The organism is Bacteroides luhongzhouii (assembly GCF_009193295.2).
Taxonomy (GTDB): Bacteria; Bacteroidota; Bacteroidia; order Bacteroidales; family Bacteroidaceae; genus Bacteroides; species Bacteroides luhongzhouii.
Genome location: NZ_CP059973.1, coordinates 4,400,623 through 4,417,142 on the forward strand (window position 1 = coordinate 4,400,623; position 16,520 = coordinate 4,417,142).

General features: G+C 42.9%; 15 protein-coding genes and 1 pseudogene. 6 read left to right on the forward strand and 10 right to left on the reverse strand.

Going from position 1 to position 16,520, the window contains the following annotated elements; all coding sequences use genetic code 11:
• Positions 1–140 precede the first annotated feature (140 nt).
• From GD631_RS16535 to GD631_RS16545, 3 genes are all read left to right on the forward strand, one after another.
• Entirely contained in the window at positions 141–1,043 is a 903-nt protein-coding gene (locus GD631_RS16535) for a helix-turn-helix domain-containing protein (RefSeq protein WP_143258645.1), read from the forward strand.
• A gap of 29 nt (positions 1,044–1,072) precedes the next feature.
• Positions 1,073–1,972, forward strand: a complete 900-nt coding sequence (locus GD631_RS16540) for a helix-turn-helix domain-containing protein (RefSeq protein ID WP_143258646.1) — start codon at positions 1,073–1,075, stop codon at positions 1,970–1,972.
• A gap of 421 nt (positions 1,973–2,393) precedes the next feature.
• Complete coding sequence (locus GD631_RS16545; RefSeq protein WP_143258647.1) at positions 2,394–3,668, forward strand: clostripain-related cysteine peptidase; 1,275 nt, start codon at positions 2,394–2,396, stop codon at positions 3,666–3,668.
• Positions 3,669–3,952: 284 nt separating this feature from the next.
• Here GD631_RS16545 and GD631_RS16550 read toward each other — a convergent pair whose 3' ends face one another.
• Complete coding sequence (locus GD631_RS16550) at positions 3,953–5,122, reverse strand: RtcB family protein (protein WP_143258648.1); 1,170 nt, start codon at positions 5,120–5,122, stop codon at positions 3,953–3,955.
• Positions 5,123–5,329: 207 nt separating this feature from the next.
• On the opposite strand from GD631_RS16550, the pseudogene GD631_RS16555 reads away from it, so the two are divergent.
• The 3 genes and pseudogenes from GD631_RS16555 to GD631_RS16565 form a co-directional block, all read left to right on the forward strand.
• Positions 5,330–5,827: pseudogene (locus GD631_RS16555) on the forward strand (SDR family oxidoreductase); the annotation flags it as partial.
• Between the two features lie 445 nt (positions 5,828–6,272).
• A complete protein-coding gene (locus tag GD631_RS16560) occupies positions 6,273–6,548 on the forward strand; it encodes a LysO family transporter (protein WP_004315294.1) in 276 nt (91 codons plus the stop codon).
• A gap of 66 nt (positions 6,549–6,614) precedes the next feature.
• Entirely contained in the window at positions 6,615–7,235 is a 621-nt protein-coding gene (locus GD631_RS16565) for a LysO family transporter (protein ID WP_143258649.1), read from the forward strand.
• 45 nt (positions 7,236–7,280) lie between these two features.
• Here GD631_RS16565 and GD631_RS16570 read toward each other — a convergent pair whose 3' ends face one another.
• The 9 genes from GD631_RS16570 to atpC form a co-directional block, all read right to left on the reverse strand.
• A complete protein-coding gene (locus tag GD631_RS16570) occupies positions 7,281–9,866 on the reverse strand; it encodes a helix-turn-helix domain-containing protein (RefSeq protein WP_143258650.1) in 2,586 nt (861 codons plus the stop codon).
• A 668-nt stretch (positions 9,867–10,534) separates the two neighbouring features.
• A complete protein-coding gene (locus tag GD631_RS16575; protein WP_143258651.1) occupies positions 10,535–11,431 on the reverse strand; it encodes a F0F1 ATP synthase subunit gamma in 897 nt (298 codons plus the stop codon).
• A 59-nt stretch (positions 11,432–11,490) separates the two neighbouring features.
• A complete protein-coding gene (gene atpA, locus GD631_RS16580) occupies positions 11,491–13,074 on the reverse strand; it encodes a F0F1 ATP synthase subunit alpha (RefSeq protein ID WP_143258652.1) in 1,584 nt (527 codons plus the stop codon).
• Positions 13,074–13,634 carry a F0F1 ATP synthase subunit delta gene (locus GD631_RS16585; protein ID WP_143258653.1) on the reverse strand — a complete coding sequence of 187 codons (561 nt, stop codon included), beginning with the start codon at positions 13,632–13,634 and terminating at the stop codon, positions 13,074–13,076. The genes atpA and GD631_RS16585 overlap by 1 nt, the downstream gene beginning before the upstream one ends.
• Before the next feature lie 5 nt (positions 13,635–13,639).
• On the reverse strand, positions 13,640–14,143 hold the full coding sequence (gene atpF, locus GD631_RS16590; protein WP_143258654.1) for a F0F1 ATP synthase subunit B: 504 nt from the start codon (positions 14,141–14,143) through the stop codon (positions 13,640–13,642).
• A 120-nt stretch (positions 14,144–14,263) separates the two neighbouring features.
• Positions 14,264–14,521, reverse strand: coding sequence for an ATP synthase F0 subunit C (gene atpE, locus GD631_RS16595; protein ID WP_004295758.1), 258 nt, complete (start codon positions 14,519–14,521; stop codon positions 14,264–14,266).
• 110 nt (positions 14,522–14,631) lie between these two features.
• Positions 14,632–15,771, reverse strand: coding sequence for a F0F1 ATP synthase subunit A (gene atpB / locus GD631_RS16600; RefSeq protein WP_143258655.1), 1,140 nt, complete (start codon positions 15,769–15,771; stop codon positions 14,632–14,634).
• Entirely contained in the window at positions 15,755–16,189 is a 435-nt protein-coding gene (locus GD631_RS16605) for a hypothetical protein (protein ID WP_143258656.1), read from the reverse strand. Before GD631_RS16605 ends, atpB begins: the two co-directional genes overlap by 17 nt.
• Positions 16,190–16,269: 80 nt before the next feature.
• Positions 16,270–16,515 carry an ATP synthase F1 subunit epsilon gene (gene atpC / locus GD631_RS16610; RefSeq protein WP_004315304.1) on the reverse strand — a complete coding sequence of 82 codons (246 nt, stop codon included), beginning with the start codon at positions 16,513–16,515 and terminating at the stop codon, positions 16,270–16,272.
• Positions 16,516–16,520: the final 5 nt, after the last annotated feature.

Genomic DNA, 16,520 nt, shown 5'->3' on the forward strand with positions numbered 1-16,520 from the left:
TTGCCATTTATTTTTCTGCCCGAAAATTCATGTAGTATACAGATTACTGATTCTTATACCCATATTACTGATTTGCAGAATGAAATTAAAAAGATACCTTCAAATGTTTTATCTTTGTATCAGATTAATAATAGAAACATATGGATGAAATAACAAAAATTGAAACCGTCGATCAGTATGACCAATTGTTTGGACTGGAAACATTGCACCCTTTGGTGAATGTAATCGACTTCTCAAAAGCCACCAGGTCAGTTGAATATATCCGTATGAATATCGGATTCTACTGCTTGTTCCTGAAGGATGCAAAATGTGGTGACCTCACTTATGGACGTAAGAATTACGATTATCAGGAAGGAACGGTTGTTTGTATGGCACCGGGACAAGTGAGCGGAATAGATAACCGCAACAGGCCTGCTCCCCGCACCAAGTCAATCGGCGTTTTGTTCCATCCCGATTTAATCCGCGGAACTTCATTAGGACAGAATATCAAGAACTATACTTTTTTCTCTTACGAGGTAAATGAAGCATTGCATCTTTCAGACCAGGAAAGAGAAATCGTAACTGATTGCATACATAAAATCAGGATCGAGCTGGAGCATCCTATCGACAAGCACAGCAAGCAACTCATCGTGCGTAACATCGAACTGCTGTTGGATTACTGTATGCGTTTCTACGAACGGCAGTTTATCACACGTAATCAGGCGAACAAAGATATTATCGTAAAATTCGAGCAATTGCTGGACGAATACTTCCAGAATCAGGTGGCAATAACAGAAGGACTGCCATCCGTGAAATATTTTGCAGACAAGGCATGTCTCTCTCCTAATTATTTCGGAGACCTGATAAAGAAGGAAACAGGAAAAACTGCACAGGAATATATCCAATGCCGGATTATCGAACTGGCAAAAGAAAGAATACTGGAAGGCGTTCAAACTGTCAGCCAGGTGGCTTATGAACTGGGATTTCAATATCCACAGCACTTCAGCCGATTGTTTAAAAAGCATGTAGGTTGCACCCCGAACGAATATAAACAAAGAAACTAAGCATTTTTAGATACAGGAGTCTCAACATCATGGGAGATAAAGTACTCAAAATAGGAACCGTGCATCAATGCAATTGTTGCCTGGGGAGCAAAACACTACATCCGCTGGTGAGTGTCATTGATCTCTCAAAGGCTGACTTGTCGCCTCATACGGACATCAAGTTCGACTTTTATACGATTCTATTGAGTGAGTGTAAATGTGAGGCCTATGTGTATGGTCACCAGTATTATGATTTTTCAGACGGCACTTTGATCTGCCTGAGTCCCGGAGAATCTATCAGCATAAAAGAAAAGAATAAAAGATTTCCTTCCAAAGGATGGATATTGGCTTTTCATCCTGATCTGATCTGTGGCACTCCGCTCGGACTTAATATACATAACTATACTTTTTTCTCTTATCAGCCTGAGGAGGCACTGCATATATCATTGCGCGAGAAACAGATCATTCTGGAGTTTATGGACAGAATCAACCAGGAACTCGAACGTTGTATTGATCGCCACAGCAAAAAAATAGTTTCAAAGTATATAGAACTATTGCTGGATTACTGTGTACGTTTCTACGAACGCCAATTTATTACACGTAACGAAGTGAATAAAACGATTATCAAACAATTTGATAAAATCATAAATAACCATTTCGAAACGAAGCTGGTGCCGGCTGTCGATGTGCTTTCAAATGAATATTGTGCTAACGTGCTTCATTTATCTCCTGAATATTTCAACGACTTGCTGAAGCACGAAACGGGTAAATCGTTCAAAGAATACATTGAGTTCAAACGCTTCGAGATTGCTAAAAATTGGTTGCTGAATACTGATAAAACAGTTAATCAGATAACACAAGAACTGGGTTTTCAGAATCCGCAATATTTCAGCCGGCTATTCAAGAAAGTTACCGGTTGCTCTCCGAATGATTTCAGAGTACCTAACTAGAAATGAAATCCAAAAGGATTGGAGGACGATAAAGCAACAAAAAAGTCTTAATAAAATTTGAATTGAAATATCCAATTCTTAATCTATGTTATGAAACATACTTTTTTGCTTGGATAATTTGCTAATTTCCCAATAGTCCGTATCTTTGCAATGTGTTTTTCATAGTATTAGATTTAAGGTTAACAAAGGTTGGAGCAAGGCGTTGCTCCTTTTTTTATGTCTATACGTAAGCTCTCCTCTTTAACTTCCTAAGATGCCATTTCCCAAACAGTTGTTCTTTCTTATGAATGACGGTATTGGAATTACGCTATTTTTCAGTAACTTTGCAAAGAGAGACGTATCAATTATGTCCCGGTAAAGCAAATCAAAAAGTTCTCTTTTTACGTTATGTATAAAAAGAAAATTTAATCCTTGTAGAATAATGGAAGCAATGCAACAATATTATCGTCTGATGAAATCAATCCTCTTCGTATTATTTCTTTCTTTCGGCATGATTTCGTGCGAGAAAGAAGATCCGGTTTCTACATCTCCCAACACAAGGCAGACGGACAACACTGATCCGACAAATCCTGATCCTACCGACCCGGTGGTTCGTTCGGATAATGAACAAACTGTATTTATGTATCTGCCCTGGTCGACTGACCTGACTTCCTTTTTCTATCAAAATATTGCTGATCTGAAAAGTATTATCGGACAGAATATATTAAAAAACGAGCGGGTTCTCGTATTTATGTGTACAACAACCACTAAAGCCACTCTCTATGAGCTTTCCTACGAAAAAGGCGCAGCCGTACAGAAGGCTTTAAAAAACTACAATTATCCGGATCCCAGCTATACAACGGCCGAAGGTATCACTTCTATCCTGAATGATGTACAGACCTACTCTCCCGCCAAACGATATGCAATGATTATCGGATGCCACGGGATGGGATGGATCCCCGTATCAAAAACGCAATCACGCAGTAGTCTGCAAACAGTCAAAAAACATTGGGAATATGGGAATACACCTATGACACGTCTCTTCGGAGGCAGAGAATCCAAGTATCAGACGGATATTACTACACTTGCCGAAGGAATATCGAGCGCAGGATTGAAGATGGAGTATATCCTTTTCGACGACTGCTATATGTCGACAGTAGAGGTTGCTTATGACCTTAAAAACGTAACAAGTCACCTAATAGCATCCACTAGTGAAATTATGGCTTATGGTATGCCATACGACAAGATTGGCCAGTACTTAATCGGAAACATAGATTATGAAAAGATTTGTGATGGTTTCTATTCTTTTTATTCAAATTATGTCACTCCCTGCGGAACAATCAGTGTCACAGATTGCTCGGAAATAGATCATCTGGCGGCCATTATGAAAGAAATAAATCAGCGTTATACGTTTAACGAAGAATTAATTTCTTCTTTGCAAAGTTTAGACGGATATAAACCTTCCATATTCTTTGATTGTGGTGATTATGTTGCAAAGCTATGCTCCGATCCTGATTTATTGGAGCAATTCAACGAACAACTGAAACGCACAGTTCCATATAAAAGGAATACGGAGTATTATTTTACAGCAATATCCTCCTATTATGGAGAACGAAAAAAAATCAATACTTTCTCCGGTATCACTATTTCTGATCCAAGCACTAGTGCAGCTGCTTCGAAAAAGAACGAAACAGCGTGGTATGTTGCCACTCATTAAGGCTACCAAAGGAAATAATATGATAATGGAGGCTTTACTCTTGTCTGTGATCGGTCAAATCTCTTAATAAAAATAGATTCGAGAATACAAATTCTTAATCAATGTTATAAAACATACTTTTTTTCTTGGATAATTTGCTAATTTCGCAATAGTCCGTATCTTTGCAATGTGTTTTTCATAGTATTAGATTTAAGGTTAACAAAGGTTGGAGCAAGGCGTTGCTCCTTTTTTTATGCCTATACTCCAAATCGCCTTTGTTTTTTTCTTTCTGGTACATCTGTCAATCACCCTTTAATAACTGCCATTGGAGCAAGTTCCACCAATGGTTTCACCAAATCCCGCTCATTCGCTATCACTTGCGCAATATCTTTATAAGCTCCCGGTGCTTCATCCAGTTCGTCCTGCGAACGGAGTCCGTGAATGATTCCTTGCTGGTTCATTCGCTCTTTCTCTTCATCCAGTGACAAACGGCGACAAGCATCCTTTCTTCCCATCAATCGGCCGGCGCCATGCGAACAGCTTTTGAAGCTCTCCGGATTACCCAGTCCTTCAACGATATAGGATTTAGTACCCATAGATCCGGGGATAATACCAATCTCACCTTCATAGGCACGCGTAGCTCCTTTTCGGTGCACAATCACATCGTGATCGAAATGATTCTCCCAGGCTGCATAGTTGTGGGCAATATTAATCATAGGCTCAAAGTCCGTTTCAGGTTTCACTGCCTGGATGGCTTCACAGATACGGGTCATCATCAACTGACGGTTGGCAAAGGCAAAGGCCACACAGTAGTTCATTTCACGGAAATAATCCTTTGCCATCTGCGTCTCCATTGGCAAGTAAGCCAGTCCCGATACCATTTCAGAATACCATTTCTCATTCCAATATTGCGCAATCTTATTATAGTGATTGGCAACCTTTAAACCAATGTTACGGCTTCCGGAGTGAATCATCACCCACACATCAGACGTTTTGGTATCTTTCTGAATCTCAATAAAGTGGTTTCCTCCTCCCAAGGTTCCTATCTGCTTCAAACAAGCCTCGTACTGATTCTTCAATATAGGCATCTCCTCAAGGTCGAATCCTTGTGGAAGTAACTCCTGATCTTGCTTTTTAGTATGATGATCGAATCCCAAGGGAATGGCCGCACGAATCTTCGACATGATGGAAGTCAAATCCGTATAACTAAAATCTTCCGCTTTTCGATTGGTCTTAATCGCACACATTCCACAACCGATATCTACTCCCACAGCATTGGGAACAATCACACCCTTCGTAGCCAACACACCGCCAATTGGCATTCCTTTTCCCGCATGGGCATCAGGCATGATGGCGATATGTTTAAACGCAAAAGGAAGTGAAGTCAAATCCATAATCTGCGACATACAAGAGTCTTCTACTTCATTCAACCAAAGCTTAGCGGGCAAACGTGTTCCCATAATTACTTTTTCCATACTTCTTTTCTTTTATCCATTCATATAAATCTCGTTATCGAGAGCAAAGTAAGATGGGAAGTACGAAATCTATTTGCGCAATGGATATTATTGTCTATTTTTGTAGAAATATATGCAAAAAAGTCGTGTCTCCGCAATGATTGTATAATCAAAAAGTCCGGATATGGTGCCTTGATATCTATAACACTATAATAAATGGAACCTAATGAAGAAGATATCCCCGCTCCCGTCAACTATTACGGATATACCAAGTGGAAAGGAGAAGAGAAAGTGGCAGAAACTTGCAGCAGTTTTGCTATTGTCCGTGTAGCAATCGTTTATGGCAGAGCGCTGCCGAGACAACATGGTAATATTGTCCAGTTGGTAATGAACCGTTTAAAAGCCGGGCAAGAAATCCGTGTCGTATCCGATCAATGGAGGACACCGACTTATATTGGAGACGTATCGGATGGTGTACAGCGTTTGATAGCACATCCAACGAACGGTATCTTTCACATTTGTGGCGATGAGTGTATGAGCATTGCGGAGATTGCTTATCAAGTAGCAGATTATATGGGACTGGATCGTTCTCTTATCCATCTTGTCACGACAGAGGAAATGAATGAAACCACTCCCCGTCCCCGTTTTAGCGGAATGAGTATCGATAAAGCACGGACAATGCTTGGATACGAACCACAGAAGCTAAAAGAGGTTCTTGCGAACTGAGAACATTTATAAGGAAAAGAACAAATTACCAATTGAAAACAGTGGCAGAATTGGAGACAATACTACTTTTTACAACAATCTATTTCATTCCAAATAATTCTTTCTCTTTATTTATTGCATATTTATTTTGAAAATATGCAATAAGTTGCTATCTTTGCACCAAAATTAAAAAAGACCAATGATGAATCAAACATTACAACTACATAACGCTAATCTTTTTCTTGCAGGAATACCGACTTTCTGTAAGTCTTGCTGCGTGCATGTACATTGGTTCAGTGGATTCATCTAAATTACCCTATTATTTCTTTACAGGAACTATCTGCTGACTTGTTTCACTATTCACAGCAGTATTCCTTTCCAATTTTCAAGCAGATGTATCATCTTCTTTGAAAATCCTCTTGTGTGTGTCAATAATCAGTTTAACCTAACCAAAAATATATACATTATGTTCTCTATTATATCTACTATGTTTTTAGGAATCGGCATCGGTTATGTATTGCGTAACTGGAGTATCTTGCAAAAGACAGAAAAGACAATTTCTCTTACAATATTCTTGTTGCTCTTCATTCTCGGTGTGTCTATCGGTTCTAATAGCCTGATTGTAAACAATCTCGGTAAATTCGGATGGCAGGCAATTGTTCTTGCCGTATCCGGTGTATTGGGAAGCCTGATTGCTGCCCGTCTGGTACTGCAATTGTTTTTTAGAAAAGGAGGCGAATAATAAAAAAAGAAGGCTGATTTCTTTTGAGAGGAAAAAAGATACGTTTATTCAAGAAGGAGGTGAACAATGAAAGGAAGTTTGATCGTTATATTATTCTTTTGTGTAGGTTGTGTCATGGGAACTTTCAACAAGTTCCAGTTTGATACACACACAGTTTCGATGTATATACTTTATGCGTTAATGCTGCAAGTGGGAATCAGTATCGGTTCTAATAAGAACCTGAAGGCGATTGTGTCGCATTTGCACCCTAAAATGCTATTGATTCCGTTGGGAACGATTATCGGTACGTTGCTGTTTTCTGCTTTAGCAAGCCTGCTATTGCGCCAATGGAGCGTGTTCGACTGTATGGCAGTGGGAAGCGGATTCGCATACTATTCGCTCTCTTCTATCCTTATCACCCAGTTCAAAGAGCCTTCTATCGGGCTGCAACTGGCTACGGAATTAGGAACTATTGCACTACTGACTAATATTTTCCGTGAGATGATGGCACTCCTCGGTACTCCAATCATCAAGAAGTATTTCGGGAAACTGGCTCCTATTTCAGCGGCAGGAGTCAATTCGATGGATGTACTCCTGCCCTCCATCAGCAGATATTCGGGAAAAGAAATGATCCCCATCGCTATCTTACACGGTATTCTGATTGATATCAGTGTTCCTGTTTTCGTTTCTTTTTTCTGTAATCTATGATATTGCTTGCGATGGGGCTAGCCTATTCATTACCGAAACAGTCTGTTAATGCCCGGAAACAGCCAATACAAACTTTATATCAGCATAGGAGACATCGTCTCCTAATGCTGCCTTAATGGCAAATATTCCCATGTATTCATGTTCTTCCAAATGCTTACGAATCTTCGCCAGATTTTCAGCTTTCACTACTTTCTCCACTTTAATCTTTCCTAAACGGACATAATATTCCAAATGCCCGGCAATGGTTCCCGATACCAATTCACGAGCTTTGGCTATTTCATCTATGCTCATTCCCTGGCAGAACATTTCATAGCTGATTAATTTTGTATCTTTTTTCTTCTCCTTCTCCGCTTCTTTCTTCCGTTTTTCCTCCTCTTTCCGTTGCTTCAACTCTTCCCGCCGGCTTGCGGATTCCCTATTATCAGAGATGAGCATATCCATTATTTCCGGTCTTTCCAATTGATTCTCCACCATATACTTACGGACAATACCCAAGATTTCAAGTCCATACTTTTCCACCCCTTTTGCTCCAAAATAGGGTATCGCTTCCAAAGCCCTTGGATTATCCGGTAACAGATTCACAATTCCCATCAATGCTTTCTGTTGCATAATGACATAAGCAGGAAGATTCACCTCACGTGTTTTGGCTGTCCTCCATTCAGACAGGGCACGATAAAGCTCCGGATGCAAAATATCCGTAGGCACTTCCACTTTCACCTTTTCAGCACCGCTACGTGTACGCTCTTTCCGTTCCTTCCGCTCTTTCTTTTCTCTCAATGCTTTCGAAGCACCGGAAGATGAAGAATCATCCTCAAGACTCAACATTACTTTAGCCTTCAACTTCAAATAATCCGTAATAGCGAACGCCCCTCTCTCAGACACAGCCTCCAACAAAGACTCTTTAATCCACAATGCATCATCCAACGCCTGCATACGTTCTGCCAACAGTTTTCTCAACTCTTTATTGTCAAGAGGCATATTAGTCTTATTATACAAAGCCCGAACCGGCGCCAACTCTTTATGAAAATATCCGGCCCCTGAACGAATCCGCTCCTGTAACTCCTGATTCGTCGCATAGTCTTCACTCTCATGTATCAACCGGGTATACTGGTTACGAAAACGCTGGGACACTTCCACTATCTTCTCTCTGACATGAAGTTCCAGTGCCTTATATTCTGCCAACTGCTTCGGAAAGAGCTTATACAATTCTTCATCTATCAAACGAAGCAATCGTTTATAAGCCTGATCGATCGAATAGAAATTAAACAAATCACTCAACAAATCAAAGAAATACGCCTTTTGCATATCGTTCAACTGTTGATTGCCCGGTTTATTCTGCTCTACCGCTTTGGTAAAATTATCCACCGTAGCATCACTAATAATGGCTTCCCTCCGCAAAGGAGACTCCAACACCATCCCTTCCAAAGTCTTGCAACGGCTCAATGCCACATAAGTCTGCCCGTGCGCAAAAGAGTTACGTGCATCAATAATGGCACGCTCAAACGTCAAACCCTGACTTTTATGTATCGTAATGGCCCATGCCAGACGGATAGGATATTGACGGAACGTTCCCTCTATCACTTCCGTGATTTCCTTTGTTTCCTCATTCAACACGTACTTATAATTTCCCCACTCTTCCGGCAACAACTGAAATTCTGATTTGTTTCCCTTCCCCCGCACGATAATACCTGCATCATCAACAGTGACCACCTCACCAATCATACCGTTATAATATCGTTTCTCGGACGATGGATCATTCTTCAGGAACATAATTTGTGCTCCTTCCTTTATTGTCAGGAGTTCATCCGCAGGATACGAATATTCGGGAAAATTACCTTCTATCTCGGCACGAAAATGATACGCCTTGCCGGGCAAAGATGCCAGTTCACGGTCATTTACTTTCTGTGCCTGATAATTATGTGTCGTCAGCCGAATATATCCTTCTTCTTTTTGTGGCTGGAAACCGGGCTGATAACGACGGTTCAGCTCATTCAGCACTTCATCATCAGCCTTATTTTCCCGGATTTTATTTAATAAAGACAGGAAGAACGTGTCACTCTGCCGATAGACTTTTTTAAGTTCAATAGTCATATATGCCGTCTCTTTCAACGCATGACTCGCAAAGAAATAAGGGGTCTCGTAATGCTTCCTCAACAGTTCCCATTCATTATCTTTCACAACGGGAGCCAATTGTTGCAAATCTCCAATCATCAACAGTTGCACTCCGCCAAACGGTTTCTCTCTATCACGATACCGCCGCAGAGTTGCATCCACCGCATCCAACAAATCGGCGCGCACCATACTAATCTCATCAATAACGAGTAAATCCATGCTACGAATTATGTTCCGTTTTTCTTTACTGTAACGGTAATGCGTTTGGGAAGAATTAAAGGTAGTTTCCGGCACAAAAGGAGCAAAAGACAACTGAAAGAAAGAATGAATCGTTACTCCTCCCGCATTGATGGCTGCGATCCCTGTCGGTGCCAATACAACCATGCGCTTAGGGGTGTGTTCTTTCAATCGTCTAAGAAATGTCGTTTTTCCAGTTCCGGCTTTTCCGGTAAGAAATAAATGTGTGCCTGTATTTTCAATGAACTGCCAAGCTAGCTGCAGTTCCGGGTTATTTTCCATGCTTTCTCTAATTTTGGGTAAAGGTACTGAATATTCTTTTTCTTTCGTCTTGATACGAAAGAAAAAGAACCAAAAAGAAAGAATCAAGGCTGCGTTTTTCCGGCTACTCCGGTGCTTCCTCCGGCTAAAGGGCAGAAACTCGCTACGCTCAAACAGTCTGCCCTTCTTAACGCCGAAGGAAACACCTGCGCTTGACGCCGGAAAAACGAGGCCGGGGAACCCGTGCGGCGTAGCGACCTTTGGTATACGGAATATTGCATTGTTTTAAAAGACGTATAACATGGAAAACTTTGCTATATAAAAGCCGCAGACGTTATACGACTAAATATAGCAAAGCAGAACAATATATAATAGAAATATAGAATACGATATAATAGAGATAGTAGAGATAGAAAGATACAGAGAGTTCCTTCCTAATACCCCTCACGAACATCATACAGCAAACCAGCCGCCGGACTCCCCCCGGCCTACTTTTTTCTCCGTCAGGCGAGCGCCCGTAACGTAGCGTTAAGAAGGGCAGACTGTTTGAGCGTAGCGAGTTTCTGCCCTTTAGCGAAGTGAAGGAAGCGAGTAGGAGAAAAAAGTCAGCCTTGAATTTTTCTTTGCTTCTTTCTTTTGTTTCAAGACAAAAGAAAGATGATTACGAGACAAAAGAAAGACGATTAGAATTACTTCATAGATCCCCCCACAATATCCAGCAACTCATTTGTAATCGCCTGCTGACGACTCTTATTATACTGCTTCGTCAAATCCTGAATCAGTTCATTCGCATTATCCGTAGCCACTTGCATAGCCAGGGTACGTGCAGCATGTTCCGATGCATTAGAGTCGACGGCAGCAGTAAAAATCTTCTGGCTCAATACTGTTGGTATTAGGCTGGCGATCAATTCTTCCGCGTTCGGTTCGATGATATAATCATTGGCAATTTCATGCTCCTCTACCTCCTCTTTGTTCTTTCTCTCCTCTTCACTTACCACATTCGTCAGATTAATGGGGAGATACGTCTCCCGGAGAAGAATCTGTACCCCCATTGATTTGAAGTGATGATAGATTATCTCCACACGGTCCACTTCTCCTGCCACATACATATCCATCAATCGGTGAGCCAATTCGGCAGCCTCCTGATACGTCGGTTTGTCGGAGAGCGTCGGAGAAGCCTCCTGCGGTTTGAATCCCATTCGTTTGACCGCTTCATCCACCTTCTTGCCAATTGGGAATATCAAGATATTATCCTGTCCCAGAGTGCGGAACTCCCCGATCGTTTGCATCATCATTTTGATGACGTTGGCATTGAAAGCACCACAAAGAGAAGTGTTTGAAGAAAAGACGACGATTGCTACACGTTTCACTTCACGCTCCTGCACATAAGGAGATTTGACAGACAGGTCCGCGCTTAGGAAATTAGTCAGAATCTTGTTCAACTTCTTCTGATAAGGCAGCATATTCTCAATGGCTCCTTGTGCCTTGTGTAATTTGGCAGAAGCCACCATCTTCATTGCTGAAGTGATTTTTCGGGTACTTTTTACCGAATTTATTCTGGTTTTTACTTCTTTCAGTGAAGCCATAGCGATAATTAAAAATTAATAATTAAAAATTAAAGAGCCGATTAGAGATAAAGAGTCAATCAGAGATACTGTTTCGCCACCATAGCGGCAGTCTCTTCAATAGCCTTAATCACGTTATCGTCGATCACACCCGTTCTCAAAATGTCCAATACGTCCTCCTGGTGATTCAGTTGCAGAGATTCGATAAAACTGCGTTCAAAGTCCTGCACCTTATCCAATGGGACATCATGTAGAAGTCCGTGTGTACCACAATAGAGGATAGCAATCTGCTGCTCTACGGGCATCGGGCTGTATTGCGGTTGAATCAACAACTGACCGTTCTTACGTCCCTTATCAATAGTCAGGGCAGTAATCGGGTCCATGTCGCTGCTGAACTTGGAGAAGGCTTCCAACTCGCGATATTGCGCCTGGTCAATCTTCAATGTTCCGGCCACCTTCTTCATAGCCTTAATCTGTGCGTTACCACCTACACGGGACACGGAGATACCGACATTGATAGCCGGACGCGTACCCTGGTTGAACAAGTCAGTCTCAAGGAATATCTGTCCGTCGGTGATAGAAATCACGTTCGTCGGGATATAAGCCGATACGTCACCAGCCTGCGTTTCGATGATAGGCAATGCAGTGAGCGAGCCGCCACCTTTCACAATCCCCTTCAGACTTTCCGGGAGATCGTTCATTTCGCGTGCCACTTCCTCCTGACTGATAATCTTGGCAGCACGTTCCAACAGACGGGAGTGCAGATAGAAGATATCACCCGGATAAGCCTCACGACCGGACGGACGGCGAAGAATCAGCGAAACCTCACGATAAGCCACCGCCTGTTTGGAAAGGTCATCATAAACCACCAACGCATGACGGCCGGTATCACGGAAATACTCGCCAATAGCAGCACCCGCAAATGGAGCATAATACTGCAACGCAGCCGGATCACCCGCCGTGGCAGCTACAACCACCGTGTAGTCCAGTGCTCCGTACTCACGAAGTGTATTAACGATAGAAGCAACGGTAGAACCCTTCTGACCGATAGCTACATAGATACAATATACAGGGTCGCCTGCCAGGAAGTTAGTGCGCTGGTTGATAATCGTATCAATCGCAATAGCAGTCTTTCCCGTCTGACGGTCGCCGATAATCAACTCACGCTGTCCGCGACCGATAGGAATCATAGCGTCCACAGCCTTCAATCCGGTCTGCAACGGCTGGTTCACAGGCTGACGATAGATTACTCCCGGAGCTTTCCGTTCCAAAGGCATATCATACAGTTCGCCACCAATCAACCCTTTGCCGTCGAGCGGTTCGCCCAGCGGATCAATCACACGTCCCAGCATGCTCTCTCCTACACGGATGGAGGCGATACGTTTGGTACGCTTCACGACGAAGCCTTCTTTGATTTTGTCCGTCGGACCCAACAGTACAGCACCCACGTTGTCCTCTTCGAGGTTCATCACGATTGCTTTGATACCATTGTCAAACTCCAGCAATTCATTGGCCTCGGCGTTCCGCAGTCCATAGATACGCACTACGCCGTCACTCACCTGGAGCACCGTACCGATTTCGTCAAGTTGCACATTGGCATTGATTCCTTCGAGCTGCTTGCGCAATATATCGGATACTTCGCTTACTCTTATATTTTCAGACATTATACAATTCTCCTATTCTTATCAATAAATTGTTGTTTCACTCGCTTCAACTGCGTGGCAACGCTTGCATCCAGCCGGTAGCCGTTGACGTCGAAGATAAAGCCACCCCCGATAGAGGGATCTATCACTGTTTCCAGTTCCATCTGGGCGTGCAAGACATGCTCTGCTGCAGACCGAATCCGGTCTTCCGTCTCTTTATTGACGGGAACGGCCGTAATCAATTTGCCGGTTCCCATATGCTTCAGCTTCCGGTAGAGATCCAGATACATCAGACTGATAAATTGCAGATAGCCTTCACGCCTGTTTCGCAGTACCAAAGTGATAAAACGGACAAACTCTCTGGTCGATTTACTGTCACCATCGGCAGCTGTACAGACTAACGCCAACTTTTCCTTGGTCATGATGACGGGATTATCAAGCGCTTCGCGCAGACCGGGCTGTTCACTAAAGCTGTGTGACAGGGTCAGAAACTCCTGATACAACCTGTCTTCCAGACCTCTTTCCTGTGCGTATTCAATGATAGCTTTTGCATAACGCATTGAGAGTATTCCGACTTCCATCTTCCTTAGTTCTTATTCGGGGTTAGTATTTCATCCAGCATGCGGTCGATCATGCCCATCTGTGCTTCCTTGTCCTCAAGACTCTTACGGAGCACTTTCTCGGCGATGTCAACAGAAAGCACGGCCACTTGGCGACGGATGTCGCGGATTGCTTCGTCTTTCTCCACCTGGATTTGTTGTTTCACCGCATCAAGTTCTTTTTGTGCGGCAATTTCGGCTTGTTTACGGGCCTCGTGAACAATCTTGTCACGTTCTTCCATTGCTTCCCTCAAGATGCGTCCTTGCTCTTTGTTGGCGGCTGCCACCAATGCGTCACCTTCTTGTTTCAGTTTAGACAACTGGGCATTAGCTTCCCTCGCCACCTCCAAAGACTGGTCGATATAGGTCTTACGGCCTTCCACCATCTTGATGATGACAGGGAAGCCGTATTTCGCCAATATCACGAACACAATCCCGAATGAGAGAAACATCCAGAACAGCAGGCCACTATCAGGTAATAGTAATGACATAATCTTTATTTACGATTTTACGATTTATAATTTACAATTTCGCAGCTGACCATTGTATCAGGGTCTCCCCCATTTAGAAACATGGTTTACGCCTGCGAAATTCGCTTGTTATATACCTGATTAAAGGAAGAACACCAACAGACAAACTACTACCGCCAACAAAGCCACACCTTCAATCAAGGCGGCGGCGATAATCATGTTCATACGAATGTCTCCTGATGCTTCCGGCTGGCGTGCGATAGCTTCCATTGCCGAACCACCAATCTTACCAATACCCAAACCAGCTCCGATTACTGCAAGACCTGCACCGATAGCTGCACCTAATTTACTAACTCCTACTGCTGCTGCAGTGGCTTGTAACAATACTGATAGTAACATAATTTTCAGTTTTAAAATGGTTTATATTTTCTCTTGTTTTATTATTTAATCACTCATTCCGCGCGTTTATTCCGTATTCATTCAATCACGTTTTCACCGCGTTTCATTGATTATTCTTCTGTTTTCACTTTGGCTCCTTCCTGTGCCAGTCCGATAAACACTGCCGACAACATCGTAAATACATAAGCCTGGATGAAAGCCACCAATAGCTCAAGCGCATTCATAAAGATGTTGAACAATACGGAAGCCACCGTGAGTGTACCGTTCAGCGCAGGCCCCATGCTTGCCGAGATAAATATCAGGCAAGTGAGCACCAGCATCGCCATGTGTCCGGCCAGCATATTGGCAAAAAGACGGATCATCAAAGCAAACGGTTTCGTGAAGATTCCGAAGAACTCGATGAACGGCATCATCGGCACAGGCACTTTCAGCCACCAGGGTACATCGGGCCAGAAAATATCTTTCCAGTAATGTTTCGTACCGAAGATATTAACCGCAAGGAACGTGCAGACTGCCAGCACCATCGTGATAGCGATATTTCCCGTCACATTCGCACCTCCGGGGAAAAACGGAATCAATCCCATCATGTTATTGATAAAGATGAAAAAGAACGCTGTCAGCAGATACGGTGCAAACTTCCGGTAATTGGGGCCTACACAACTCTTGATGATGTCGTCGTTCACCATCATGATGAACATCTCCATGAATCCGATAAATCCTCCCGGCGCTTTGGCTCCTTGCGGACGCTTCCTGTACCAGTGTGCCACGCACAACACGATAACGAGCAGCAATACGCTGTTGAACAGCAAAGCAAACGTCACCTTCGTAATAGAAATATCCCAGGGACGAACCTGTTCGCCTGACGCGTCATACTCTACCAATTTGCCTTCGTACTTGCTTCCTGCGGGAGCGATGGAAAGTCCTTCATACGTACCTCCATTCTCTTCGAGACGGGAAGAAAGGAACGTGTGCCAACCTGAAGTGCTACTATAAACAATAATAGGTAACGGTATAGTAATATGCGTGTTACCCCATGTTGTAATATGCCATTCGTAGGAGTCACCGATATGTCCGAACACAATTTCTTTCACATCAACCGTGTTCTCCTGTTCCTCCTTCGGAGTAATCTCGTCCTGCGTCTGCTGCGCCACCACTTCCCCCTCTTGCTCTTGCGCAAGAACCGGCAAACTGACCGCTGCCATCAGGCAGAACAGAATCAACGGAGCTACTATGTTATGCAACTGTTTCATGTTTCTTCTTATTTTTCTTTTTCCGTTTCTGATTCATCTCAAAAGAGAAGAAAAACCAAGTTTCGAATATGAGATATATCAAATAGAACGAGATAAATGTCAGTAAAAAAGCTCTGGCTTCTTCGCGTACAGCAAGACAATAAATCAAGACGAGAATCAGCGAAAGAATCATCTTTATCATTTTCATTGCCAAATACAACAGTAACATTCTCTGCGGAGCGTGCCGCCGGCAAGCGTCGAACATATAGATGCTGGCCAAACCGAAGAAATAAAAATAAACCGGTATAAACGGATACCCTCCGAAATAATGCCCCGGCAGAGCGAAGTGTAGGATAACAGCTCCAAGCAGCGCGCTAGTCACTGCAAATAAGGTATGCCAACAAATAAAGCTCCGTTTAGTTTTACTAATATTCATCATGTTACTGTGTTTTTCTGTAAGGTTATAATCTCGTTCTTTTCAATCTTTAGATGCTTAATCTTTGTGCCGGAAGGCTTCCGTCAGGAAACACAAGCAGAAACCGTACCGTCACTCATTTCGACAAAACCGCCCTGAATATCCATCGTATGCTCTTCTCCCTCCATCGTCGTATAACTCAATGTTCCTGCTTTCAGCGACGATACAATGGGCGCATGTCCCGGAAGAATAGAAAACGAACCGATCATGCCCGGCAATGTGACAATCTTCACATCTCCGTCGAATATGCTCTTTTCGGGCGATACTATACTCAAATGCAGTTCTTTCATCATTT

Excerpts from the sequence above, each read along its gene's own strand:
- GD631_RS16540 (WP_143258646.1), top strand. The coding sequence starts at position 1,073 with ATGGGAGATAAAGTACTCAAAATAGGAACCGTGCATCAATGCAATTGT.
- atpC (WP_004315304.1), bottom strand. The coding sequence starts at position 16,515 with ATGAAAGAACTGCATTTGAGTATAGTATCGCCCGAAAAGAGCATATTC.
- GD631_RS16545 (WP_143258647.1), top strand. The coding sequence starts at position 2,394 with ATGGAAGCAATGCAACAATATTATCGTCTGATGAAATCAATCCTCTTC.
- atpE (WP_004295758.1), bottom strand. The coding sequence starts at position 14,521 with ATGTTACTATCAGTATTGTTACAAGCCACTGCAGCAGCAGTAGGAGTT.
- GD631_RS16575 (WP_143258651.1), bottom strand. The coding sequence starts at position 11,431 with ATGGCTTCACTGAAAGAAGTAAAAACCAGAATAAATTCGGTAAAAAGT.
- atpB (WP_143258655.1), bottom strand. The coding sequence starts at position 15,771 with ATGAAACAGTTGCATAACATAGTAGCTCCGTTGATTCTGTTCTGCCTG.
- atpF (WP_143258654.1), bottom strand. The coding sequence starts at position 14,143 with ATGTCATTACTATTACCTGATAGTGGCCTGCTGTTCTGGATGTTTCTC.
- GD631_RS16560 (WP_004315294.1), top strand. The coding sequence starts at position 6,273 with ATGTTCTCTATTATATCTACTATGTTTTTAGGAATCGGCATCGGTTAT.
- GD631_RS16605 (WP_143258656.1), bottom strand. The coding sequence starts at position 16,189 with ATGATGAATATTAGTAAAACTAAACGGAGCTTTATTTGTTGGCATACC.
- GD631_RS16570 (WP_143258650.1), bottom strand. The coding sequence starts at position 9,866 with ATGGAAAATAACCCGGAACTGCAGCTAGCTTGGCAGTTCATTGAAAAT.
- GD631_RS16585 (WP_143258653.1), bottom strand. The coding sequence starts at position 13,634 with ATGGAAGTCGGAATACTCTCAATGCGTTATGCAAAAGCTATCATTGAA.
- GD631_RS16535 (WP_143258645.1), top strand. The coding sequence starts at position 141 with ATGGATGAAATAACAAAAATTGAAACCGTCGATCAGTATGACCAATTG.
- GD631_RS16550 (WP_143258648.1), bottom strand. The coding sequence starts at position 5,122 with ATGGAAAAAGTAATTATGGGAACACGTTTGCCCGCTAAGCTTTGGTTG.
- GD631_RS16565 (WP_143258649.1), top strand. The coding sequence starts at position 6,615 with ATGAAAGGAAGTTTGATCGTTATATTATTCTTTTGTGTAGGTTGTGTC.
- atpA (WP_143258652.1), bottom strand. The coding sequence starts at position 13,074 with ATGTCTGAAAATATAAGAGTAAGCGAAGTATCCGATATATTGCGCAAG.